The following is a 22,817-nucleotide window of genomic DNA, read 5'->3' as shown; positions in this document are numbered from 1 at the left end:
TCGGCTGCTTATTCAGGCAAAAACGTGGACTGCAAAACCACTTGGGTACGAGGGGTGTAGCCAAAGCCCCGTGCTGTGATACGGTAAACCGACATTTCTTGGCGACCAGGCACGCTGCGTTTGAAATATTCGATCATGTACTGCGGCTGAATTGCTACGCCACGGATCGCCGGGGCCCCCGTGTAGGTACCCAAGGGGACACCTCCCTTGAAGCTGCAATTTGTGCCCGAACTCACCGGGGTGCGCTCGGGCTTATCTTGGTCTGGTTCACCGTCGGCGTTGGCCACCCACTTGCCACCTTTGCTGTTGGGCCACCAGGGGTCGGGCGATACTGTGGTCGCATTGGTGTCACTGGTGTTCCATTGGGCGACGGTGTAGTCGGCATCGCTGCGATAGCAAAGTCCGTTGGTGCAAACTGAGTCGAAATTGGCTGGAATGCTAGGACCACCCCGGTTGCATGAGGCGTTGTCTTTCGTTGTCCCTGGGCTGGCATTCTTGAGGTCGCGCTCGGCATCACGCAAGGCGGACTCAGCAGCTTGGCGGGCTACCTCTACATCGACCTGGTTGCGCGACATGCCTTCGCCCAACATGGATTGCCGGGCTGCCCATACGGTTAGCCCGGTGATGGCCAGTAAAAATAGGAGCACTATGACCAAAGAGCTCCCGCGCTGGGTAGATGATGGGATGGAGATAGGCTTTTGCATACGCTACTCTTAAAAAACCTGGCTCAACAGATTGCGAACTGGAAATATCTGGACAAAGCGCTTGCGCAGCGCAGTGTCGCTGGCCGCTTGGGTTTTGGTTGCTCCGCTGCAATCGATGTAGGTGCGCTCTGCGCCTACTTTGTCGGCAATTTTGGGGCTGCTACCCATGCTTTTGGCCATCACGCACACTTTTACCGCCACCACCCGCGACCACGGCGGCATAGGCGTGAGTGCGAGGCCGTTATCGACGCTGACGGTAGGGAGTGCGCTGGCGCCATTGGTGCCGCTGATTTCGTCGGCGGTGTAGAACTTGTCGGGGGTGCGTACGCCCTTACCATCATCTGCGGTGCTGGCAAATACCCCATAGGTGATTTGCATGTCCTCGATGCCGGGCAACATGGGCTGGTAGATGTTGCTGGTGCTGCCACCGGTGATGCTGCCATATGCTCCATTGCCACTGCATGCAAGGCTTAGCGTGGTCACTTTTTGCTTGTCTGCGACGGCATTGGTTGCATTCAGCCCATAGCGGTTGGACACCAGCAAGGGTTGCAGTGGCGGGGCGAGGGCATTAATGGCGTTTCGACGGTTGGCATTGCTCGGGTCACCGCCTACGTCGGCCCCGGTGCAGTCGTAGCGCTGCCCCGTTGCCGCCTTGGTTTGCATGGCTACTGTGTCGTTTGTGAAATAGTTGATAACAATGGAGTCAGGGGCTCCTGCTACCTTTGCGTCACACAAGCCGGTACGGGGCAAAAATTTGGCACTGTCGCAGCCGTAAATCCCAGAGAGGTAAATCGGGGCAGGCGAAACCCAGTCGGTAATAGTGGCTTGGTTCAGGGCCAATTTGACGGGTGGATAGCTTGCCAGTTTGGGGTACTTGTCCACAGTGGATACGGCAGAAGATGCCGCTGCAGGCGACGCGATACGCGATGACGTGGCCGGGTAGTAGCCCGCCATCATGATGTCTTGGCCTATGAGCTGGAGTGCAAAAGTGCCGGACTCTGTGTTGCTGCTGTTGCGCTCAATGGCGCGTTGCGTTTCGCGCGTGCCTAGGTACATGTAGGCGGCAGCCGCGACCAAAAACAGCGTAATAGCCAAGGCCACCATGAGTTCAATCAAGGTGGCACCGCGCTGGCGCGCACGACCGGGGGAGTAGGTGTGGTGTGTCATGGCATGAATGAAAAACGGCTGCAGCGCACGCCTGCCGGTGCGGCTGCCGCATTCGGGCAACAGGTTTGGAGGGCCAGGCCGGTGGTGGCAGTGACGGCATTGCATTGGGTGGCCGAGACCAACGCGACTTGGGTGGCCGCGTTGTCGGCATCATCGGTGCGGGAGGATTTGTTGGTACGCTCTTTGTCGAACCACATCAGCGTAACGGTGATGCCATTACTGCGGTTTCCTTCCGTAAAAACCGCTCCTTGCGGCAGGCTTGCTCTGACCGTTTTACGCCATGTGAGCATGTCGTAGTTCGCGCGTGCATCGGGGGTGCATGTGTTGCTGCCATCGCAGTCGGTGCTAGTTAGCGACGCATCTGATTCTCCCTGCTGAAACTCCCAAGTTTTTTTGTACGCGTAGAGCGACTGGTCTGTAGCGTTGCTAGGAATCAGGTTGGATACAGCGCCAGTGATGGAATTGGGCCCGGCCATCGTCGTGTTCAACCGCACACGGTCTGTGTAGTCTGAAAATAGGGATGCTGTGGCCGCGCGTATGCCGCTGCCAAGTTGGTATTTGGCTGTCGCTACCTGCAGCCCGGCGATGCCCAATAGCCCTATCGACAAAATCAGTACCGCAACCAGGACCTCAATGAGGGTGACACCTTTGGCTGAGCGGGGTGTGCGGCCTTGGCGCGCAAATTGGGTTGGCTTGGAATGCATGGTGTCGCCCTGCTCAATAGCTGCAAGTAGATGTGCCTGGGACGGACCGGGTACGCCCCAGTGCATCTATGCACACATTGAATGCGTGCTCCAGTGAAAGCTCGGTGTTGGGTGTGTATTCCAGGTCGAAGCGACCTGCGGCAGACAGGCTGGGGCGGCCTTGGCTGTCGAAATTCAGGCGGACTGTCGGCGCGTTGCGTGTGCTCTTGAGGGTGTAGCTGGCACTGCCGGGGCGGCGTACCAGCAGCAAGTCCTCCGCAGCTACCGCATTAGTGGCGCTATCGGTGCCATAGGTGTCCCTGCATTCTTCATTTAAAAAAACGATCCAACCCTGCTGCCAGTCGGTGGTTGAGCTGGATGGGCTGCAAAACGGGTTGGCATCATCGACGGTTGTGCTGAGGCACATGGTGGTGCAAATATTCTTGGTCACCGCCTCGTTGCGGGCCTTCAAAATACTGCCGCTGAACTCATTGCCAATACTGGAGAAGGTGTTGCGCACGATAAATGTTTGGAACGATGGCGCTGCCAGTGCGGCCAAAATCGCCACGATGGCGATAGTGACCAAGAGCTCAATCAGTGTGAAGCCTTGATGGCGACGGGGAGCGGTAGGGTGCAGGCAAAGAGACATGCCGCAGATTGTGCCTTTGGCATTTCTGCATGGGATGCCATTGGTCCAGCCCTGCTGACCGCTTGGCTGGTGGTGTGCGGTCTGCTTGTCAGATGTCCCGGATCAACCGGCTGAATTCATCCACATCTTCAAAGCTGCGGTACACCGAGGCAAAGCGCACATAGGCGACTTTGTCGAGGTTTTTGAGTTCACGCATCACCAGTTCACCTAGTTTAGCGGTGGCGATTTCTTTGGCTCCGCTGGAGAGCAGGGTGCGCTCGATACGGTCCAGTGCGGCATCGGCTTGCTCGATGCCCACTGGGCGTTTGCGTAATGCCAGCCGCATGGAGGCGTGCAGCTTTTTGCGGTCAAAGTCGGTGCGGCTGCCATCTTTCTTGACCACCGTAGGCATGGCTACCTCGGCACGTTCGTAGGTGGTAAAGCGCAGTTCACACCCCCCGCAGCGGCGGCGACGGCGCACTTGGTCGCCGTCGTCAGATTCACGGGTTTCGACAACCTGGGTCTCACCGTGGCCGCAGAAGGGGCATTTCATGTGGTGTTACTTATATACCGGGAAGCGGCTGGTCAACGCTGCCACCTTGGCGCGCACGGCATCCAGGTTGGCTGCGTCACGCGGGTTGTCCAGCACGTCGGCTACCAAATGGGCGGTGGCGCGGGCTTCTTCGTCCTTGAAGCCGCGCGTGGTCATGGCGGGGGTGCCGATGCGCACGCCGCTGGTGACCATGGGCTTTTCGGGGTCGTTGGGGATGGCGTTCTTGTTGATGGTCATGTGGGCGCTGCCCAATACGGCCTCGGCTTCTTTGCCGGTAATGCCCTTGGCGCGCAGGTCCACCAGCATGACGTGGCTTTGGGTGCCGCCGCTGACGATACGCAGGCCGCGCTGGGTCAAGGTTTCGGCCACGATTTGGGCATTCTTCAAAACCTGCTGTTGGTAGATTTTGAATTCAGGGGCCATCGCTTCTTTGAAGGCCACCGCTTTGGCGGCAATCACGTGCATCAGCGGGCCGCCTTGCAGGCCGGGGAAGATGGCACTGTTGATGACTTTCTCAAACTGCGATTTCATCAAGATGATGCCGCCGCGTGGGCCGCGCAGGCTCTTGTGGGTGGTGGATGTGACGATGTCAGCGTGCGGCACGGGGTTGGGGTAGATGCCTGCGGCAATCAGCCCGGCGTAATGCGCCATGTCCACCATGAAAATGGCACCTACGTCTTTGGCAACTTTAGCGAAGCGTTCAAAATCAATAGCGAGAGAATAAGCACTAGCGCCCGCAATGATGAGTTTTGGTTTGGATTCGTGCGCCTTGCGTTCCATGGCGTCGTAGTCGATGGCTTCGTTGGCATCGAGGCCATAGCTGACTACATTGAACCACTTGCCGCTCATGTTCAGCGCCATGCCGTGGGTCAGGTGACCACCTTCGGCCAGGCTCATGCCCATGATGGTGTCGCCGGGTTTCAGGAATGCGAGAAACACGGCTTCGTTGGCGGAGGCACCGCAGTGGGGCTGCACGTTGGCGGCTTCGGCACCAAAGATTTGTTTGACGCGGTCAATCGCCAGTTGCTCGGCCACGTCCACATGTTCGCAGCCACCGTAGTAGCGGCGGCCGGGGTAGCCTTCGGCGTATTTATTGGTGAGCTGCGAGCCTTGCGCGGCCATGACGGCGGGCGAGGCGTAGTTTTCGCTGGCGATCAGCTCGATATGGTGTTCTTGGCGGGCGTTTTCAGCCTGGATGGCGGCGAACAGCTCGGGGTCGGTTTGCTCTACGAGAATCGTACGGTCGTACATGGCAGTCCTTTAACCTGATAGTTAAAACAATGGTCCTTGCTTTTAAGCAAGTGCTGCCCAGGCGAACGGCTGAACACCAAGATTTTTATAGCTTGGCGGCACGCTTCCCAGTGGTTGCCCGATGGACCTTGTGAAAAAGGCCTCATCGGTGGTCCACGTCAGCATGCGCACCCATGGGGGTCATGCCTATCGCCAGTTGCGTGCTGGGTGAGTGTAACGGAGGCTCAGTAGTTGAGCAGTACGGCTACTTTTTCTTCTTCCGCTGGAGCTGGCATCTTGATGGCCGGAGCTGCCACCGGAATGGTGCGGGGTGTGGTTGTGGGCGTTGCGCGGCCTGCGGCGACTTGTAGCAGGCGGCCATGTTCGGCCATGACTTTGCCGGCGTAACCACCGTCGTCCTGGATGTTGGCTGCGCCTACGTAATACCTCAGGCCGCCCTCTACGGAGCCGGCGCGCTGGATGCACTCTTGCAAGACTTTTACGCCCACGCGCAGGTTGGTAAGAGGGTCAAATGCCGCCAGTTTGCCGCCAAATACATCGTATTTTTCGGTGTGTACACGGGTCATGACCTGCATCAGGCCTTGGGCACCGACAGGGCTTTGGGCAAATGGATTAAAGCCGGACTCAATCGCCATCACGGCCAAAATCAAAGTGGGATCCAATTTGACACGTTTACCGATGTCATAGGCTTCTGCCACCAAGGCGCTGACCGGTTCAGCCGCTACATGGTATTTTTTGCTGAGCCAGTAGGCCACGGCAGCCTGCTGTTTGGGCAGGTCTTGGGGATTGCTGGCGGTGGCGCGGTCCACCGCATCGCTGCTGGATGCTTCGGTGGTGTCGATGTCGGTGGCGTTGACCACTTGGCGCTCTTGCAGCCAGCCCATTAGCTGAACTTCGGCCATTTGGCGCAGATCGGGCCGGGCCGTGACGGTCACCATGGAGAAAGCCACCAACAAGCCCAGTAGGGCAAATCCGTTATGGGTAATTTCAAAAAAACCTTGCGCAATATCACTTGCAAAGGTACGTAGCCCTTGGCTCAATTTTTGTAACGCTGTCATAGCACTTCCTCATCTAGCGAAGGCCTGGGGCGATAAGTTTGCGTAAGAGCAATTCGCTAAAGGGCACTTCGATTGGGTGGGTACGCCATCAAAATCCTGCGGTGCCTTATAGGCGTTGGCAGCGATTTGACTTAGCCGGGATCCGGCAGCGGGTTCGGGTTGTCCCTAGGGATGTAGGGGGGACGGCGGATTCTAGGAGGACTATTAATATCAAGTCAAGCATATGAATCGTAGTTTATATACATTAAAAAACTGATTTAACGTACAGTTTTATGGACGGGCCGATGCACTATGCGATGGTTCAACACGCCACGCCATCGGCTCATTTTTATCTCGCTTACAAAATGCTACTGCTACGAAAAAAGCAGCATCTACACGCCATTTACTCTAGGCATACGGCATGCTGTCATCAGATAGCCGGTGCAAGAGTGGGGTGCTTTTTGTGGCGCGGATGTATTTATTTTTCTTCTGGTGTTGCGTTATCTGTGCACCAAAAAAATAGCCCTTCGAGAGGGCTATGGTGGCGTCTAGGGGCGTTGTGTTTTGTACAACAGACTGCCAATAAGCCGGTTTTTAGGCTGCCGACGCAACCGTGTAGGGGCGGATCAGTGGCGAAACTCTTTCAAGTCGAGCCGAATGTCGTAATGGTTGCCGGTTTGGGAAATGCGCGCATCGCAGCAAGTGACTTCTCCGGCATGGCCCTCATAGGCCAGACGGCGTAGAAAGCGGCTGGCATCGCCACTCGACAGAAAACCGACGCGCTCGCCGTGTACGCGGACTTCAACCGGTTTCCAGATTTCGGCGTTGCTACCACCGGTGTGCAGCTGGGCTACTGCGTGTGAACCTGTCGGGTCGATGGGGTTGCCGTCAGTGGCCAGTTTCAGGGCGGTTTGGTAGCGCAAGCTGTCTGCGGTGCCTAGCTGGAACAGGCCCAATGATGGCCATTTATAGATGTGGGTGTTCGCTGCGTCCGAGCCGTGCAGGGCGGACAGCGTGGCAATGTGGTGGCCGTTGTGGCCGTTGTGGCGGTGGGGCCGCACGGCGCGCCACAGCATGAAGGCAGCGGCAAAAACAAACAGGGTGGTAAATAGTTCGCGCATCAAAGACTCCGGTGGAGCCCCGGTTGTAGCCGCATACGCTACATACTTGTGTGAATTGCGTCACGTTTTATGCTTCATATTGTGGACATATGGGGTTTAGTCGTTTTGGTGCGGGCCGCGCTGCGTTTGCGATACTCGGGGCATGCAGCTTCAAGACATTCTTTATTCGCAAGGCTTTGGTACACGCCGCGTGTGCGCCGGGTTGGTTCAGCAGGGCCTCGTCGAGGTTTATACGGAAAATACAGGCCTAGCGCCCGTACTATGTGCAGAGTCTGCTATGGATTTTGATGCAGAGGGCCTGTGCTTTCGGGTGCAGGGTGTGGACTGGCCTTACCACCGCCAGGCCTACGTACTGCTGAATAAACCGGCGGGCACCGAGTGCTCGCAAAAACCATCTACTTACCCCAGCATCTACACCTTACTGCCGTCACCCCTGCGTCTGCGGCCCCAGAAAGGCGCGCTGCAAGGCGTGCAGGCCGTAGGGCGGCTGGACCAGGACACCACCGGCCTGCTGTTGCTGAGTGACGATGGCCAGTTCATCCACCGCATGACCTCGCCTAAAAAGCATGTGCCCAAAGTCTATGAAGTGACCACCAAGCACCCGCTGGACGAACAGCAGGTAGCCAAGCTGCTGGCCGGTGTGGTGCTGGACGATGACCCCAAGCCCGTGCGGGCTGCCGCTTGCGAGGCCATCGGCAGCCACCACCTGCGCCTGACGCTGACCGAGGGCAAATACCACCAGGTCAAACGCATGCTGGCGGCGGTGAGTAACCGGGTGGAGGGCCTGCACCGTTCGCAAATGGGTAGTTTTGCGCTGCCCGCAGATTTGCTGCCAGGGCAGTGGCGTTGGCTAAGTGCCGAGGATCTGGCCCAGTTATCGGCTGCACAGACACATTAGCGACGGGCCCGGCGGCTACACTTCCGGCTTATTTTTTACCTCTGGTGCGCCGTGAAGTTGTTTGTCCGCCGTTTTGCCTTCGTGGCCTCGTTTCTTGCTTTTGCTGCGCTTAGCCCGCTTGCTGCACAGGCCCAATCCCATCCGATTTTTGTACTCAACTCGCTGGATGCGAATGTGAGTGTGATCGACCCCGGCAGCTGGGCGGAGACCAAGCGCATCCCCACCGGCAAAGAGCCGCACCACATGTACCTCACGCCGGATGAGAAGTCGCTGATCATTGCCAACGCGCTGTCCGACACGCTGACCTTCATCGACCCCAAAACGGCCGAGATCCAGCGGGTGGTGCGCGATGTTCTCGACCCCTACCAGTTGCGTTTTTCGCCCAATATGAAGTGGTTTGTGACGGCGGCCAACCGTCTGAACCACATCGACATCTACCGCTGGGACGGCAAGGACATCGTGCTGGCCAAGCGCGTGGCCACCGGCAAAACCCCCAGCCACCTGTGGATTGACAGCAAAAGCACCACCATCTACTCCACCATGCAAGATAGCGACGAGCTGGTGGCGGTGGACCTGGTCACCCAAACCATCAAATGGCGCACGCCCACCGGCAGCATGCCTGCAGACCTGTATGGCACCGCTGACGACAAAACCCTGCTGATCGGCCTGACCGGCGGGGAGGGCGTGGAGGTGTACGACGTGTCGGGTAAGGCCCCCGTGCGCACCAAGGTTATTGCTACCGGCAAGGGCTCGCACGCCTTCCGCGCAGCGGGCGACAAGCGCCATGTGTTTGTGAGCAACCGTGTGGCCAATAGCATCAGCAAGATCGACCTGCAAACCCTGGAGTCGGTGGCCACTTACCCGGCCCCCGGCGGGCCGGACTGTATGGACGTGTCGGCCGATGGCAAGTTGTTGATGGTGACATCGCGCTGGGCGCGCAAACTCACCGTGATCGATATTGAATCGAAAAAAGTGGTGCGTCAAATCAATGTCGGAAGGTCACCCCATGGTGTTTGGACACTGGACCACGCAGCGCGTTAAGTCGCTATTTGCTATATTATTTGTAGCTACTTGCGCAGATTCTATAAGCGCTGGTGGCCTAAAAGACTGTGAAAAACCGCTTTATCTGACCTTCGACACCGGCCACATGGGCATCGCCCCGCTGGTGGCCGAGGTGCTGGGTCGCCAACAGGTCAAGGTCACGTTTTTTGGTGCGCAAGAGCGTACGCAGGAGGGCGATGGCAGCCTGGGCGAGCACTGGGCTCCCTGGTGGCGGGCCCGTGCCGCCGAGGGCCATGCCTTTGCATCGCACACTTTTGACCACGTCTACTGGAAGGGCGACATGCCCCGTCAGCCCGGCCAGCCGATGCAGTTCCGTGTTAAACCTTCGGCGGGGCCGGATGCCGACCGTACATTCACCTGGACAGCTGCCCAGTACTGCGAAGAGATCCGCCGGGCCAGCCAGCGTCTGCAAGCCATGACCGGCCAGGCCCCGTTGCCATTGTTCCGCGCCCCCGGCGGCAAAACCTCGCCTGCGCTGCTGGCGGCGGCGCAATCCTGTGGCTATGCGCATGTGGGCTGGGCACCGGCCGGGTTTCTGGGCGATGAGCTGGCCAGTGAACGCGCCAGCAACCCCGCGTTGCTGGCCCAGGCCCTGCGGACCATCCGTAGCGGCGACATCTTGCTGGCCCATCTGGGCATCTGGTCGCGCAAAGACCCCTGGGCTCCGGCGGTACTGGAGCCGCTGATTGTGGGCTTGAAGGAGCGCGGTTTTTGCTTTCGTACGCTGCGCGAGCATCCCGACTACACCGTGTGGATAAGCGCCCACCGCCAATAATCGACCGATGGATTTCCTGACCAATTTGTTTTCTGACGCGCAGCAGTGGCTGTTTGAGGTCGTGGTGCAGCCGCTGGTGTTTGGCCTAGGCTTTGGCGGCTGGGTGGAAGATGCCTATACCGCGACCGGCTGGTTGCTGGTCGGTTTGCTGCAATTGCTGGTGCTGTTGGCGGTGCTGGGGCCGTTGCAACGCTGGCGGCCGGTGGAGCCGGTGCGCGATCGGGCGGCTGTGCGGGTGGACATCGTCTACACGCTTTTGCACCGGCTGGGGGCATTCAGGCTGCTCTTGTTTTTTACCCTCGATCCGTTCATGGACGAACTGTTTGGCAGGATGCGGATGTCCGGGATTGCGACCTGGCATTTGGATGGCCTGTGGCCCGGCATCACCGACCAGCCGGTGCTCAGTTTTGCGCTGTACCTAGTGGCGTTCGACTTTTTAGGCTACTGGGTACACCGGGGCCAGCACCAGTTTGCGTGGTGGTGGAGCCTGCATTCCCTGCACCATTCGCAGCGCCAAATGACCCTGTGGAGCGACAACCGCAACCACCTGCTGGACGACGTGCTGGGCGACATCATCATCGCCGTGGCGGCCCAGCTGGTGGGCGTGGCCCCCGGCCAGTTCATTGCCATCGTGGCCTTTACCCAGCTCAGCGAAAGCTTGCAGCACGCCAACCTGCGCCTGTGGTTTGGCCGGGTGGGCGAGCGCCTGTGGGTCAGCCCACGCTTTCACCGGCTGCACCACAGCATTGGCCTGGGCCATGAATCACCGATAAAAGCAAAAATACTGAGCGCCGCCGGGCCGCCCCAAGACGCGAGCGCCCCCTCGGGGGGCAGCGCAGCACACGCAGTGGCAAGCGTGGGGGTCAGGTTAGGCGGACACAACTTCGGTGTCTTGCTGCCCTGGTGGGACATGCTGTTTGGCACTGCCAACTTTGCGCTGCGCTATGACCCCACTGGCATCCGCGACCAACTGGCCGAGGAGGGAGGGCGCGACTATGGCCGGGGCTTTTGGCGGCAGCAGTGGCTAGGCTTGCAGCGGCTGTGGGCCAGCGTGCGCTGATGTGATGCGGGTATCCTTATCCGTATGAAACTGCTTTTGGATTCCTTTTGGCGCGCGGCGGCCTACTGCATGCACCACCGCGTGATTGCGCTGTCGTTCCTGCCCTTGTTGCTGCTGGTGGTGGTGTCGCTGGGCCTGGGCTATTTTTACTGGGAACCGGCGCTGGACACGGTGCGCGGCATGCTGGACGCGTCGGAATGGGTGGGCCGCATGTGGACCTGGCTGGAGAGCGCGGGTGTGGGCCAGCTCAAGGTGGCGCTGGCCCCCTTGCTGGTGATCTTTGCCATCACGCCTGTCATCGTAGTGCTGTCTTTGCTGGCCGTGGCCATGATGATGACCCCCGCCCTGGTGGCGCTGGTGGCTGAGCGGCGCTTTCCCCAGCTGGAAAAAAAGCAGGGCGGCACCTTCATCGGCGGGCTGTTTTGGTCGCTGGGATCTATTGTGCTGGCCTTGGTGGCGCTGGTGGTGTCGATCCCGCTGTGGCTGGTGCCGCCGCTGATTCTGGTGCTGCCACCGCTGATCTGGGGCTGGCTGACCTACCGCGTCATGTCCTACGATGTTCTGGCCCTGCACGCCAGCAAGGACGAGCGCCGCGAGATCTACCGCCGCCACCGCATCACCTTGCTGGGCATGGGGGTGCTGACCGGCTACCTGGGGGCCGCACCGAGTCTGGTGTGGGCTTCTGGGGCCATGTTTGCCGCAGCGTTTGTGGTGCTGGTGCCGTTGGCCATCTGGATTTACACCCTGGTGTTCGCCTTTTCGTCGCTGTGGTTTTCCCACTACCTGCTGGCGGCGCTGGAAGCCTTGCGGGCCGAGGTGGTGGCCCCCGCCAGTCCGGCGGTAGTGCCGCTGGAGATTTTGGAACCCATTCAATTACAAGCAAGCTATGACTCTGGAACGACCCCACTCCCAGCCCCATGACCGCATGCCCACTTTTGGGCTCATCATCGTGGGCGATGAAATTTTGTCGGGCAAACGTGCAGACAAGCACCTGCCCAAGGTGATTGAGCTGTTGTCTGCACGCGGCCTGCAACTGGCCTACGCCGACTACGTGGGCGACGACCCGGCACGCATTACTGCCACCTTGCAGCGGGCGTTTGCCTCGGGCGACGTGGTGTTTTCTACCGGTGGCATCGGCGCTACGCCCGACGACCACACCCGCCAGTGCGCCGCCAAGGCCCTGGACCTGCCGCTGGCGCTGCACCCGCAGGCGGAAGCCCTGATCCGCGAACGCATGCAAGACACCGCCCGCGACCAAGGCACCGAATACCTGCCCGACCACCCAGACAACATCCACCGCCTGAACATGGGCGTGTTTCCCCAGGGTGCGCAAATCATTCCCAACCCGTACAACAAAATCCCCGGCTTCAGCATGGGCCATGTGCATTTTGTGCCCGGCTTTCCGGTGATGGCGTGGCCGATGGTGGAGTGGGTGCTGGACCAGCACTACACCCCGTGGTTCCAGCAAGCCGTCTGGGTCGAGAAGTCGGTGATTGTGTTTGGCAGCATGGAGGCCGCCCTGACCCCGTTGATGGAGGCCCTGGAGCGCCAGTTTGAGGGTGTCAAAGTGTTCAGCCTGCCCAGCGTGGACCACCCTGCCTATGGCCGCCATATCGAGCTGGGTGTGAAGGGCGCGCCCGCGCTGGTAGCGCAGGCGTATCCGGCGTTGCTGGCGGGCTTGCACGGCTTTGGTGTCCGGCTTGGCCCCGAACTGGTGCGAGGCTAGGCGCACTTAAGTGGTGCATAGGTGCACTGCTCTGTATTGGTGCAATTTGTCCCATGGGTCTATGGGCGCGGTTTTATGGCGCAAAATGCCCGCGTGGAAAGTAGCCGACGTGCGCATGGTTGTAAATTGTGTGTGCGTTGGCGGTGGCACAAAAACTGCATTGGTGGATGTGCTGACTCTCTGTAGTCCCACTTAAACCCAACCCCTACCAGGAGATTCTTGATGGCAAAGACCGTCGCTGACGTGATGAAGATGGTGAAAGACAACGAAGTCAAGTTCGTAGACTTCCGCTTCACCGATACCCGTGGCAAAGAACAGCACGTGACTGTGCCCGTGTCCCATTTTGACGAAGACAAGTTCGTTTCGGGCCATGCGTTCGACGGCTCTTCCATCGCTGGCTGGAAGGGTATTGAAGCCTCGGACATGCAATTGATGCCCGATGCCAACACCGCCAACATTGATCCGTTCTTTGAAGAAACGACGTTGATCATGACCTGCGACGTGATCGATCCCACCGATGGCAAGCCTTACGAGCGCGATCCCCGCTCGTTGGCCAAGCGCGCTGAGGCCTACATGAAGGCTTCGGGCCTGGGCGATACCGCATTCTTTGGTCCTGAGCCAGAATTTTTCGTGTTCGACAGCGTCCGCTGGGGCAACGACATGTCCGGCTGCTTCTCCAAGATCGACTCCGAAGAAGCTGCTTGGAACACCGGCAAAGAATACGAACACGGCAACACGGGCCACCGCCCAGCCGTCAAGGGTGGCTACTTCCCCGTGCCTCCTGTCGATAGCTTCCAAGACATGCGCTCCGAAATGTGCCTGGTGCTCGAATCCCTGGGCATCCCGGTCGAAGTGCACCACCACGAAGTGGCGAATGCCGGCCAAATGGAAATTGGTACCCGTTTCAGCACGCTGATCGAGCGCGCCGACTGGGTCCAGCTGCAAAAGTACGTGATCCAAAACGTCGCGCACTCCTACGGCAAAACCGCCACCTTCATGCCCAAGCCCATCGTTGGCGACAACGGCTCCGGCATGCACGTGCACCAGTCGGTCTGGAAAGACGGCAAGAACCTGTTTGCTGGCGACGGCTATGCCGGTTTGAGCGAATACGCCCTGTACTACATCGGCGGCATCATCAAGCACGCACGTGCCCTGAACGCCATCACCAACCCCGGCACCAATAGCTACAAGCGCCTGGTCCCAGGCTACGAAGCTCCGGTGAAGCTGGCGTACTCGGCCAAGAACCGCTCGGCCTCGATCCGTATTCCTTTCGTGGCCAACCCCAAGGGGCGCCGCGTGGAAGCGCGTTTCCCCGATCCACTGATGAACCCTTACCTCGGCTTTGCGGCCCTGTTGATGGCCGGTCTGGACGGCGTGGAAAACAAGATCCATCCTGGCGAAGCCGCCACCAAGGATCTGTACCATTTGCCTCCCGAAGAAGACAAGTTGATCCCTACCGTCTGCCACAGCCTGGACCAAGCCCTCGAATGCCTGGACAAAGACCGTGCGTTCCTGACCAAGGGCGGCGTGTTCACCGATGCCTACATCGACGCTTACATCGACCTGAAAATGCAAGAAGTCACCCGCTTGCGCATGGCCACCCACCCGGTGGAATTTGACATGTACTACTCGCTGTAATGGCGACTGGCCTAGGATGCGCAAAGTATTGCGCCGCCAAGGCTCTTCAAAGGACGGCGCAAGCCGTCCTTTTTGCGTTTTGCGTGCGGCGTGCCTTGGAAACAGAGTACTGTTGCGCACCTCTCTTTAGTTCAAGCCCGGTTGGGCTTTACTTTTTACGCATGAAATACTTTTTTGGTCTGATTTGGGTGGGTGTGTCGGCCACCGTTGGGGCGCAGGACATGGCCGTCTACCGTTGCGGCAACGAGTACACCAATGCTGTCAAAGATGCCCAGGCAGCCAAGGCACGTGGCTGCAAACTGGTGGAGGGCGGCAATGTCACCATTCTGCACAGCAATCCACCCGGCACCAAGTCGACCAGCACTCCTGCCCCGGTGCGGGCCCCCACTGCTGCCAGCCCGCGCAATGACGGGCCCGAGCAGCGCGCCCGCGATTCCGATGCCCGCATGATTCTGGAGTCTGAGTTGAAAAAAGCCGAAGCCCGGCAGGCCGATTTGCGTAAAGAATACAACGCCGGTGAGCCTGAAAAACAAGGCGGTGAAGCCCGCAATTACCAAAAATACATCGATCGCGTGGCCGAACTGAAAGCCAGCATCGCCCGCAACGACAGTGACATCGCAGGCCTCAAACGCGAGCTTGCGCGCCTGCCCCCCGCCCGCAACCTGCCCTGATGACGAACCCCTCCCACCCCTACATCACCCGGTTCCACGCGTTTGATTTGCTGGCCACCCTGGTGGCGGTACTGTCCAGTGACGGCGCAGTGCTGTTTGCCAATGCCGCCCTGGAGGACGCGCTGGGCAGCTCGCGCCGCACCATCGAAGGCTCGCATTTCCCGGACTTTTTTACCGAACCCCAGATTTTGGAAAACGCCTTGGCCGGTGCCGGCAGCAATGAGTTTGCGGCCATGCGCTACGACGCGTGGCTCAAGCGCCTGAACTACGAGCCGGTGCCGGTGCACGTGATCCTGGCCCAAACCGAGCGCCCCGGCGAAATCATCATCGAGCTGCTGCCGCAGGAGCAGCAGGCCAAGCAAGACCGTGAAGAGCGCCTGATCGACCAGGCCCAGGCCAACAAAGAGCTCATTCGCAACCTGGCCCACGAGATCAAGAACCCGCTGGGCGGCATACGCGGCGCGGCGCAGCTGCTGGAGATGGAGATCGAGTCGCGCGAGCTGATCGAGTACACCCAGGTCATCATCCACGAGGCCGACCGCCTGCAAAGCCTGGTAGACCGCCTGCTGGCCCCGCACCGCCGCCCGCACGTGGTGGGCGATGTCAACATCCACGAAATCTGCGAGCGCGTGCGCTCCCTGATATTGGCCGAATTTCCGCGTGGGCTGAAGATCGAGCGCGAGTACGACGTGTCCATCCCCGAGTTTCGGGGCGACCGCGAACAGCTCATCCAGGCGGTGCTCAACGTGGCCCACAACGCCACCCAGGCGCTGGCCGAGCGCATTGCCGAGGGCGATGCCCAGATTACTTTTCGCAGCCGGATTGCGCGCCAGGTGACCTTTGGCAAACAACGCTACCGATTGGCACTGGAATTGCATGTCATCGACAACGGCCCGGGGGTTCCCGAGTCGATCAAGGACCGCATTTTTTACCCGCTGGTGTCGGGCAGAGAGGGTGGGTCTGGGCTGGGGCTGACGTTGGCGCAAACCTTCGTCCAGCAGCACCACGGCTTGATCGAATGCGACAGTGTTCCGGGCCGCACGGATTTCAAATTACTCATCCCGCTGCCTTGATAAACCTAAGGCAGCCTGACCCAAGGTACTCCCCACTATGAAGCCGATCTGGATAGTAGACGACGACCAATCCATCCGCTTTGTTCTGGAAAAAGCGCTGCTGCGGGAAGACCTGCCCACCCGCAGCTTCACCAATCCGCGTGACGTGCTCACCGCGCTGGAGTCGGCCACCGACGAAGACGGCCCGCAAATTTTGGTCAGTGACATCCGCATGCCTGGCGGCTCGGGCTTGGATTTGCTGGAGAAGGTCAAGCTGAAGCATCCCGGTTTGCCGGTCATCATCATGACGGCGTTCTCCGATCTGGACAGTGCCGTGTCGGCCTTCCAGGGCGGGGCGTTTGAGTACCTACCCAAGCCTTTTGACCTGCCCAAGGCGGTGGAGCTGATCCGCCGCGCGGTGGAGGAAAGCCAGCGCGAAGAAGTGGCCGAAGAGCGCATGGCCGCCGCCCCCGAAATGCTGGGCCAGGCCCCGGCCATGCAGGACGTGTTCCGCGCCATTGGCCGCCTCAGCCAGAGCAACGTCACGATCATGATTACCGGCGAATCCGGCTCCGGCAAAGAGCTCGTGGCCCGTGCATTGCACAAGCACTCGCCGCGCGCCAATGGGCCGTTTGTAGCTATCAATACCGCAGCAATCCCCAAAGATTTGCTGGAGAGCGAGCTGTTTGGCCATGAGCGCGGTGCCTTCACCGGTGCGCAAACCATGCGCCGGGGCCGCTTCGAGCAGGCCGATGGCGGCACCTTGTTTCTGGACGAAATTGGCGACATGCCGTTCGACCTGCAAACCCGGCTGCTGCGGGTGCTGAGCGACGGGCATTTCTACCGCGTGGGCGGGCACAACGCCGTCAAGGCGCAGGTGCGGGTGATTGCTGCCACCCACCAGGACCTGGAGCAGCGGGTGCGCGACGGCGTGTTCCGCGAGGACTTGTTCCACCGCCTGAACGTGATTCGCCTGCGCCTGCCCGCTTTGCGCGAGCGGGTCGAAGACGTACCCATGCTGACCCGCCACTTTTTGCAGCAAAGCGCCAAGCAGCTGGGTGTGGAGCCCAAGCGTATCTCGGATGCGGCGCTGGCGCAGGTGGCGCTGTTCCCATTCCCCGGCAATGTGCGCCAGCTGGAAAACCTGTGCCACTGGCTCACCGTGATGGCCCCGGCCCAGACCATCGAGCCCAAAGATTTGCCGCCCGATGTGCTGGGCGTGACCGTGCCGCCCTCCAGCCTGGGCCACACCACGGCTGCGCGCATTGTCGGTGTGCCCTTGGTACCGGTGCAGGCGCACCAGGACACCAGCCCGGACATGGCCTTGGAGCCGGTGTTCAAACCCGCGCCGGTAGATGCCAGCGCCACGGCACAAACCGGGTGGGAACTGGGGCTGGAAGCCGAGGCGCTGGAGCTGCTGGCCAATGACCGGCACGATGTATGGGACGTGTTGACGCGCCGGTTTGAGTCCAAACTCATCCTTACCGCCCTGCACAACACCCGAGGTCGGCGCATCGAAGCGGCGCAAAAGCTGGGCATTGGGCGCAACACCATCACCCGCAAAATTCAAGAGCTGGGCTTGGAATAGCGCGCCCAGGCTGTGCCAGCCTAAGCCCCGCAGTCTGGTAAAGCCCGGTCTGCAAATTTATAAGAAAAGAGCTTCTTGCGCATATTCTGTATGCGCAAGAAGCTCTTTTTTTTATAGTAAATTTGGCCCTGAAGACCGCGCATAAATTCTCTCCACCGCACTACTAAAGCGGGCTAAAGTAGGATCAATGTGTAACAAGCTTGCGCTAAGTCGGGTGCGGCGGCGCATGTTTTAACGTGGCAATTACCGAGAAACAACCTTCATGGTCCCGGGGTGCTCTGCGCCCGAGTCCATGCACGGTAGGTGTGGGAGAGCACTCATGGTGGTTTATTTGGCCCAGGATGTGGCGTGGATGTTGTTGTTGGGGGTGTTGCAGTGCCTGCATGTGCGCTTGTGGCGTGGGCACCAGCGGCTCGGGCAGCTGGTCACCGGCTTGCTGTTTGGCGGCGTGAGCGTGCTGGGCATGGCCGCCTCGTACGCGCCGGTACCGGGTGTGGTGATCAATGGTTTCATGGTGGTGCTGGGTATTGCCGGCTTGTTTGGCGGCGCATTGGCGGGCAGTGTGGCCGGGCTGGTCATCTTGCTCTACCGGCTGTGGATGGGTTCGGGTGCCATGCTGGTGGGGCTGGCCTTGGTGGTTCTCAGTGTGGGCTTGGGGGTGCTGTACCGCACGGCGGTGGAGCGGGGCTGGGCCCGCATGGATGTACCCACGTTGCTGGGTTTTGGGCTGGTATTGCAGCTGTTGCGCATCGGTTTTTTGACCCAGTCGCCGCTGCCTGCGGACCAATTGGGGTCCGTTGCGCTGGCACTTATCTTGGTGTTTACGCCCGCCACCTTGCTGCTGGCGATGGTGTTGCAAGAAGGGCGGCGCCGCGATCGACTGGACGAGGCGCTGCGCGAGTCCGAGGCCCGGTTTCGCACCCTGATCAAAGACATTCCGGGCGTTTCGGTGCAGGCCTATGCGCCCGATGGAACCACCCGGTACTGGAACAAAGCCTCTGAGCGCCTGTATGGTTTTACCGCCGAAGAGGCCATTGGCCGCAACCTGCGCGACCTGATTATTCCCCCGCCCATGCGCGAAGGCGTGCGCCAGGCGATGGCGCAGATGTTCCAGACCCGCGAGGCCATTCCCGCCGGTGAACTGGTGCTCAAGCACAAAGACGGTAGCCGCGTACCGGTGTTCTCCAGCCACGCCTTTGTGCAGGCACCAGGGCGCCCACCGGAAATGTTTTGCGTAGACATTGACCTGTCGGCCCGCTACCGTGCCGAGGCCGAACTGGGCATTGCCGCGACGGCCTTTGAAGCCCAGGAGGGCGTACTGGTCACCGACCCCGAGCAGCGCATCCTGCGCGTCAACAAGGCCTTTAGCCAAAGCCTGGGGTACAGCGATGCGGAGTTGGTGGGCAAGACCCTGGCGCTGCTCAAGTCCGAGCGGGACACCGATGTGTATTTTTCGGTGATCCAGCAAGCGCTGCGGCGCAGTGGCAAATGGGCCGGAGAAATCTGGAGCAAGCGTAAAGGCGGCGAGGTGTTTCCGCAGTGGGTCAACATCAACGCGGTGTATGACGCAGCGGGCGAGGTCCGCTATTTTGTCGCCACGCTGTCCGACATCACCCTGCGCAAAGCCGCCGAAGACCAGATACGCCAGTTGGCATTTTTTGACCCGTTGACCGAGCTGCCCAACCGCCGCCTGCTGATGGACCGCCTGCAACGTGCCCTGACGGTGAGTGAGCGGAACAAACACACCGGCGCCTTGCTGTTCATTGATCTGGACCACTTCAAGACCCTGAATGACACCCGGGGCCACGACAAAGGCGATCTGCTGCTGCGCCAGGCTGCCCAGCGTTTGTCGGGCTGCATCCGCGATTGCGACACGGTGGCCCGGCTGGGCGGCGACGAGTTTTTGGTGGTGCTGGAAAACCTGGACCCCAACCTTGCCGTGGCTGCGGCAGACGTGCGTGCCGTGGGCGAGAAGATTGTTGCCGCGCTGAACCAGCCCTACCAGTTGGGTGACTTTGACTTCAACAGCACGGCCAGCGTCGGCGTGGCGCTCTACAGTGGCCTGAGCCTGTCGGTTGATGAACTGCTCAAGCAAGCCGACCTGGCCATGTACCAGGCCAAGGCCGCCGGGCGCAACGGCATGCGATTTTTCGACCCCGCCATGCAAGCCGTGGTGAACGCCCGCGCCGCGCTGGAGGTCGATCTGCGCCAGGCTATCGCCCAGCAGCAGTTCGAGTTGCACTACCAGCCCCAGGTGGATGGGCAGGGCTGCATTACCGGTGCCGAGGCGCTGCTGCGCTGGCCCCACGCGGTGCGCGGCATGGTGTCGCCCGCCAGCTTCATCCCGCTGGCCGAGGAGACGGGCCACATCTTGCCGCTGGGCCGCTGGGTGCTGGAAACCGCTTGCCAGCAGCTGGTAGCCTGGGCGCAGCAGCCGCTGCTGGCCCACCTGGTGTTGGCGGTCAATGTCAGTGCCCGGCAATTTCGCGAGGCCGATTTTGTGGACCGCGTACTGGCGCTGCTGGCCCGCACCGGGGCCCATCCGCAGCGCCTCAAGCTGGAGCTGACCGAGAGCATGCTGATCGACAATCTGGAGGACATGGTGGCCAAGATGGCGGCCTTGCAGGCGGTGGGAATCGGCCTGTCGCTAGACGACTTTGGCACCGGCTATTCGTCGCTGGCCTACCTCAAGCGGCTGCCGCTGGACCAGCTCAAGATCGACCAGTCGTTTGTGCGCGATGTGCTCGCCGACCCCAGCGATGCGGCCATAGCCCGCACCGTGGTGGCACTGGCCCACAACCTGGGCCTGGACGTGATGGCCGAGGGCGTGGAAACCGTCGAACAAAAAGACTTTTTGGCCCAGTGCGGCTGCCATGCCTACCAGGGCTACCTGTTTAGCCGGGCCCTGCCCGCAGCGCAGTTTGTGGAGTTTGTAAAAAACGCATTGGTCAAATAGGCCTCTGGCGCATATAAAACATGCGCTTATAGCTATAAAAATTATAGCAAATTAAGGGCGATGAACACCGGTGCGTGGTCGCTGGGCCGCTCGTTTTTGCGGGGAGTTGTGTCGATGGTGCAGGCGGTGACCAGCGGCTTCAGTGCCGGGCTGACCAGGATGTGGTCGATGCGCATGCCCCGGTTGCGCCGGAAGCCCGCGTCGCGGTAATCCCACCACGAATAGCATTTGTCGGGCTGGGGGAACATGCGGTGCGTGTCGGTCAGGCCCAGGCTTACCAGGGCTTGCAGGTGGTAGCGCTCCTCGTCGGTGCAGTGGATAGTGCCCTCCAAGCCCACCGGGTCCCACACGTCGGCATCGTCAAAGGTGATGTTGTAGTCGCCCATCAGCACCAATTGCGGGTGCACCAGCAGCTCGGCTTTGATCCAGTCGCGCAGGGCTTTGAGCCAGTGCATTTTGTAGTCGAACTTTTCGCTGCCGGGGGCTTGGCCGTTGGGAAAGTAGGCCCCAATGACGCGAACGCCCTGCACCGTACCGGTGATCACCCGGGCCAGGTCATCGCTAAAACCGGGGATGTTTTTCACCACCTCGGTGGCGGCCGTCTTGCTGAGCAAGGCCACGCCGTTGTAGGTTTTTTGGCCAAACCACTGCGCTTGGTATCCGGCTTCGGCAAAGGCCGCGTGCGGAAACTTGTCATCGGTCATCTTGGTTTCTTGCAGCGCCAGCACCTCCACCGGGTTGGCGGCCAGCCAGTCCAGAACCTGTGGCAGGCGTACGGTGAGGGAGTTGACGTTCCAGGTGGCGAGTTGCATGGGGTAATCCGCAGAAAAATGGGAGATGTTACCGAGGCTGGCCGCCGCGCACGTGCAAACGCCCCGAGATCGGAGACCGATCTCGGGGCGTTTTAAGCGTCAGACGGCGGGTTTATTTAAACCACGCGTTGTCATTGGCCTTCTTTTCCCAGGCCGACAGCTGCTTTTCAGCTTCGTCTTTGGCGATGCCGTAGCGTTCCTGGATCTTGCCTGCGAGCTGGTCGCGCTTACCGGCCACCACGTCGAGGTCGTCGTCGGTGAGTTTGCCCCATTGCTCTTTGGCTTTGCCGGTGGCTTGTTTCCAGTTGCCTTGGATAGTGTCCCAGTTCATAGCGGTTTCCTTTAGGTTGCGGTTAAAAATTAAGGACGGACAGAGATCTCGTTCTTCACGGCCTTCACGCCTTTGACGTTGCGGGTAATGCTCTCGGCCGTGCTTTTTTCCTTCAGGCTCTTGGCAAAGCCCGACAACATCACGGTGCCGTTCATGGTTTCCACGCTGATGGCCGATGCATCTACTTCCTTGTTGTCCACAAAACGGGCTTTCACGCTGGTGGTCACGGCCGAGTCGTCGATGTAGGCGCCCACAGTTTCTTGGCCACGGGTGACGGCGCAGCCTGCGGTCAGCAGGACGATAGCGGCGATGGATGCGGCGAGGGTGTTGCGGATGGACAGTTTCATTTTGGATACTCCGGTTGGTAAAAAATAGATCAGGTTTGGCATGGTGAATGGCCCCACCAGCCAGGGCTAAAACACTAGGCGGCCAGCCAGTCCTTGAGCTCGTCGGCATGCTCTTGCTCGTCGCTCAAGATGTCTTCCAGCAGGCGGCGGGTGGTGGAGTCCTTGTCGCCAATCAGGGCGATCATCTGGCTGTAAGCCTCAATCGCCACACGCTCGGCCACCAGGTTGGCTTTGATCATTTCTTTCAGATCTTTCGAGTCGTCGTAGGCCGCGTGGCTGCGCTTGGTCAGCGAATCGGGTGAGAAGTCGGGCTCGCCGCCCAGCTGCACGATGCGCTGTGCCAGCCGGTCGGCGTGGCCGGATTCTTCGGTGGCATGCACCAGAAATTCGGCGGCGATGGCGGCAGAGGCCAGGCCATCGGCGGTGAAGTGGTGGCGCTTGTAGCGCAGCACACAAACCAGTTCGGTGGCAAGTGAATCGTTCAGCAGCTGGATGATGTCTTCGCGCCAAGGGCCGTAGCTGGGGGTTACGGCACCCTGGTCCAGGCTGCGGCGGGCGGCACCAATTGCGGCTTCGTTCAGTACCATCCGGTCGCCGCTGGGGGGCGGCAATTGCGTGACATTCGTGGGTTCATTTTTAGCGGCCATCGTAGTTCCTTGGTTGGTCGGCTAAGGGGTTTTGCAACTCCCCAGCCGATGCCTGAACTGTAAAACCGAGGGCTGCTGGCACGTATCGGCCTGTGCCGCTCCACTGTGTA

Annotated in this window: 23 protein-coding genes and 1 riboswitch; of the genes, 11 read left to right on the top strand and 12 right to left on the bottom strand. The window is 60.2% G+C overall.

Annotated features, from left to right (window positions below; translation table 11 throughout):
- Positions 1-8: 8 nt before the first annotated feature.
- From AC0969_RS03135 to AC0969_RS03100, 8 genes are all read right to left on the bottom strand, one after another.
- Entirely contained in the window at positions 9-704 is a 696-nt protein-coding gene (locus AC0969_RS03135; RefSeq protein ID WP_479622666.1) for a pilus assembly PilX family protein, read from the bottom strand.
- Between the two features lie 9 nt (positions 705-713).
- The gene (locus AC0969_RS03130; RefSeq protein ID WP_479622665.1) at positions 714-1,871 is read right to left on the bottom strand and encodes a PilW family protein; all 1,158 of its coding nucleotides are present in this window, start codon (positions 1,869-1,871) and stop codon (positions 714-716) included.
- On the bottom strand, positions 1,868-2,575 hold the full coding sequence (gene pilV, locus AC0969_RS03125) for a type IV pilus modification protein PilV (RefSeq protein WP_479622664.1): 708 nt from the start codon (positions 2,573-2,575) through the stop codon (positions 1,868-1,870). The genes AC0969_RS03130 and pilV overlap by 4 nt, the downstream gene beginning before the upstream one ends.
- 13 nt (positions 2,576-2,588) lie before the next feature.
- Positions 2,589-3,203 carry a GspH/FimT family pseudopilin gene (locus AC0969_RS03120; RefSeq protein ID WP_479622663.1) on the bottom strand — a complete coding sequence of 205 codons (615 nt, stop codon included), beginning with the start codon at positions 3,201-3,203 and terminating at the stop codon, positions 2,589-2,591.
- A gap of 88 nt (positions 3,204-3,291) precedes the next feature.
- Positions 3,292-3,735, bottom strand: a complete 444-nt coding sequence (gene nrdR, locus AC0969_RS03115; protein ID WP_479622662.1) for a transcriptional regulator NrdR — start codon at positions 3,733-3,735, stop codon at positions 3,292-3,294.
- Between the two features lie 6 nt (positions 3,736-3,741).
- Positions 3,742-4,986: a serine hydroxymethyltransferase gene (gene glyA / locus AC0969_RS03110; protein ID WP_479622661.1), complete on the bottom strand. Its 1,245-nt coding sequence runs from the start codon at positions 4,984-4,986 to the stop codon at positions 3,742-3,744.
- A 48-nt stretch (positions 4,987-5,034) separates the two neighbouring features.
- Positions 5,035-5,196: riboswitch (ZMP/ZTP riboswitch) on the bottom strand.
- Positions 5,197-5,210: 14 nt separating this feature from the next.
- Complete coding sequence (locus AC0969_RS03105; RefSeq protein ID WP_479622660.1) at positions 5,211-6,044, bottom strand: lytic transglycosylase domain-containing protein; 834 nt, start codon at positions 6,042-6,044, stop codon at positions 5,211-5,213.
- Positions 6,045-6,649: 605 nt separating this feature from the next.
- A complete protein-coding gene (locus AC0969_RS03100) occupies positions 6,650-7,144 on the bottom strand; it encodes a hypothetical protein (protein ID WP_479622659.1) in 495 nt (164 codons plus the stop codon).
- A 142-nt stretch (positions 7,145-7,286) separates the two neighbouring features.
- On the opposite strand from AC0969_RS03100, the gene AC0969_RS03095 reads away from it, so the two are divergent.
- From AC0969_RS03095 to AC0969_RS03045, 11 genes are all read left to right on the top strand, one after another.
- On the top strand, positions 7,287-8,042 hold the full coding sequence (locus tag AC0969_RS03095) for a 16S rRNA pseudouridine(516) synthase (RefSeq protein ID WP_479622658.1): 756 nt from the start codon (positions 7,287-7,289) through the stop codon (positions 8,040-8,042).
- A gap of 81 nt (positions 8,043-8,123) precedes the next feature.
- Positions 8,124-9,083, top strand: coding sequence for a YVTN family beta-propeller repeat protein (locus AC0969_RS03090; RefSeq protein WP_479622828.1), 960 nt, complete (start codon positions 8,124-8,126; stop codon positions 9,081-9,083).
- Positions 9,049-9,879, top strand: coding sequence for a polysaccharide deacetylase family protein (locus AC0969_RS03085; protein WP_479622657.1), 831 nt, complete (start codon positions 9,049-9,051; stop codon positions 9,877-9,879). The genes AC0969_RS03090 and AC0969_RS03085 overlap by 35 nt, the downstream gene beginning before the upstream one ends.
- A 7-nt stretch (positions 9,880-9,886) precedes the next feature.
- Complete coding sequence (locus tag AC0969_RS03080; protein ID WP_479622656.1) at positions 9,887-10,939, top strand: sterol desaturase family protein; 1,053 nt, start codon at positions 9,887-9,889, stop codon at positions 10,937-10,939.
- A gap of 24 nt (positions 10,940-10,963) precedes the next feature.
- Positions 10,964-11,860, top strand: a complete 897-nt coding sequence (locus tag AC0969_RS03075; protein ID WP_479622655.1) for an EI24 domain-containing protein — start codon at positions 10,964-10,966, stop codon at positions 11,858-11,860.
- Positions 11,826-12,665 carry a competence/damage-inducible protein A gene (locus AC0969_RS03070; RefSeq protein WP_479622654.1) on the top strand — a complete coding sequence of 280 codons (840 nt, stop codon included), beginning with the start codon at positions 11,826-11,828 and terminating at the stop codon, positions 12,663-12,665. The genes AC0969_RS03075 and AC0969_RS03070 overlap by 35 nt, the downstream gene beginning before the upstream one ends.
- Before the next feature lie 222 nt (positions 12,666-12,887).
- Positions 12,888-14,303, top strand: coding sequence for a type I glutamate--ammonia ligase (gene glnA / locus AC0969_RS03065; protein WP_479622653.1), 1,416 nt, complete (start codon positions 12,888-12,890; stop codon positions 14,301-14,303).
- A gap of 161 nt (positions 14,304-14,464) precedes the next feature.
- Positions 14,465-14,974 carry a hypothetical protein gene (locus AC0969_RS03060; protein WP_479622652.1) on the top strand — a complete coding sequence of 170 codons (510 nt, stop codon included), beginning with the start codon at positions 14,465-14,467 and terminating at the stop codon, positions 14,972-14,974.
- Positions 14,974-16,047, top strand: coding sequence for a nitrogen regulation protein NR(II) (gene glnL / locus AC0969_RS03055; RefSeq protein ID WP_479622651.1), 1,074 nt, complete (start codon positions 14,974-14,976; stop codon positions 16,045-16,047). Before AC0969_RS03060 ends, glnL begins: the two co-directional genes overlap by 1 nt.
- A gap of 37 nt (positions 16,048-16,084) precedes the next feature.
- Positions 16,085-17,614, top strand: a complete 1,530-nt coding sequence (gene ntrC, locus AC0969_RS03050; protein ID WP_479622650.1) for a nitrogen regulation protein NR(I) — start codon at positions 16,085-16,087, stop codon at positions 17,612-17,614.
- A 319-nt stretch (positions 17,615-17,933) separates the two neighbouring features.
- Complete coding sequence (locus AC0969_RS03045) at positions 17,934-20,570, top strand: EAL domain-containing protein (protein ID WP_479622649.1); 2,637 nt, start codon at positions 17,934-17,936, stop codon at positions 20,568-20,570.
- 41 nt (positions 20,571-20,611) lie between these two features.
- On the opposite strand, the gene AC0969_RS03040 is transcribed toward AC0969_RS03045, so the two are convergent.
- From AC0969_RS03040 to AC0969_RS03025, 4 genes are all read right to left on the bottom strand, one after another.
- Positions 20,612-21,382: an exodeoxyribonuclease III gene (locus tag AC0969_RS03040; protein ID WP_479622648.1), complete on the bottom strand. Its 771-nt coding sequence runs from the start codon at positions 21,380-21,382 to the stop codon at positions 20,612-20,614.
- A gap of 112 nt (positions 21,383-21,494) precedes the next feature.
- Entirely contained in the window at positions 21,495-21,713 is a 219-nt protein-coding gene (locus AC0969_RS03035; RefSeq protein WP_479622647.1) for a CsbD family protein, read from the bottom strand.
- A 29-nt stretch (positions 21,714-21,742) separates the two neighbouring features.
- Complete coding sequence (locus AC0969_RS03030; RefSeq protein ID WP_479622646.1) at positions 21,743-22,060, bottom strand: BON domain-containing protein; 318 nt, start codon at positions 22,058-22,060, stop codon at positions 21,743-21,745.
- Positions 22,061-22,134: 74 nt separating this feature from the next.
- A complete protein-coding gene (locus AC0969_RS03025) occupies positions 22,135-22,647 on the bottom strand; it encodes a ferritin-like domain-containing protein (protein ID WP_479622827.1) in 513 nt (170 codons plus the stop codon).
- Between the last annotated feature and the right edge of the window lie 170 nt (positions 22,648-22,817).

The organism is Rhodoferax sp. LB1P47, assembly GCF_056521445.1.
Note: the sequence above shows the minus strand (reverse complement) of the source record. Positions and strands in the feature narration are given on the sequence as shown.

Coding starts and splice junctions, on each gene's coding strand:
- AC0969_RS03135 (WP_479622666.1), bottom strand. CDS start 704: ATGCAAAAGCCTATCTCCATCCCATCATCTACCCAGCGCGGGAGCTCT.
- AC0969_RS03130 (WP_479622665.1), bottom strand. CDS start 1,871: ATGACACACCACACCTACTCCCCCGGTCGTGCGCGCCAGCGCGGTGCC.
- pilV (WP_479622664.1), bottom strand. CDS start 2,575: ATGCATTCCAAGCCAACCCAATTTGCGCGCCAAGGCCGCACACCCCGC.
- AC0969_RS03120 (WP_479622663.1), bottom strand. CDS start 3,203: ATGTCTCTTTGCCTGCACCCTACCGCTCCCCGTCGCCATCAAGGCTTC.
- nrdR (WP_479622662.1), bottom strand. CDS start 3,735: ATGAAATGCCCCTTCTGCGGCCACGGTGAGACCCAGGTTGTCGAAACC.
- glyA (WP_479622661.1), bottom strand. CDS start 4,986: ATGTACGACCGTACGATTCTCGTAGAGCAAACCGACCCCGAGCTGTTC.
- AC0969_RS03105 (WP_479622660.1), bottom strand. CDS start 6,044: ATGACAGCGTTACAAAAATTGAGCCAAGGGCTACGTACCTTTGCAAGT.
- AC0969_RS03100 (WP_479622659.1), bottom strand. CDS start 7,144: ATGCGCGAACTATTTACCACCCTGTTTGTTTTTGCCGCTGCCTTCATG.
- AC0969_RS03095 (WP_479622658.1), top strand. CDS start 7,287: ATGCAGCTTCAAGACATTCTTTATTCGCAAGGCTTTGGTACACGCCGC.
- AC0969_RS03085 (WP_479622657.1), top strand. CDS start 9,049: ATGGTGTTTGGACACTGGACCACGCAGCGCGTTAAGTCGCTATTTGCT.
- AC0969_RS03080 (WP_479622656.1), top strand. CDS start 9,887: ATGGATTTCCTGACCAATTTGTTTTCTGACGCGCAGCAGTGGCTGTTT.
- AC0969_RS03075 (WP_479622655.1), top strand. CDS start 10,964: ATGAAACTGCTTTTGGATTCCTTTTGGCGCGCGGCGGCCTACTGCATG.
- AC0969_RS03070 (WP_479622654.1), top strand. CDS start 11,826: ATGACTCTGGAACGACCCCACTCCCAGCCCCATGACCGCATGCCCACT.
- glnA (WP_479622653.1), top strand. CDS start 12,888: ATGGCAAAGACCGTCGCTGACGTGATGAAGATGGTGAAAGACAACGAA.
- AC0969_RS03060 (WP_479622652.1), top strand. CDS start 14,465: ATGAAATACTTTTTTGGTCTGATTTGGGTGGGTGTGTCGGCCACCGTT.
- glnL (WP_479622651.1), top strand. CDS start 14,974: ATGACGAACCCCTCCCACCCCTACATCACCCGGTTCCACGCGTTTGAT.
- ntrC (WP_479622650.1), top strand. CDS start 16,085: ATGAAGCCGATCTGGATAGTAGACGACGACCAATCCATCCGCTTTGTT.
- AC0969_RS03045 (WP_479622649.1), top strand. CDS start 17,934: ATGGTGGTTTATTTGGCCCAGGATGTGGCGTGGATGTTGTTGTTGGGG.
- AC0969_RS03040 (WP_479622648.1), bottom strand. CDS start 21,382: ATGCAACTCGCCACCTGGAACGTCAACTCCCTCACCGTACGCCTGCCA.
- AC0969_RS03035 (WP_479622647.1), bottom strand. CDS start 21,713: ATGAACTGGGACACTATCCAAGGCAACTGGAAACAAGCCACCGGCAAA.
- AC0969_RS03030 (WP_479622646.1), bottom strand. CDS start 22,060: ATGAAACTGTCCATCCGCAACACCCTCGCCGCATCCATCGCCGCTATC.
- AC0969_RS03025 (WP_479622827.1), bottom strand. CDS start 22,647: ATGGTACTGAACGAAGCCGCAATTGGTGCCGCCCGCCGCAGCCTGGAC.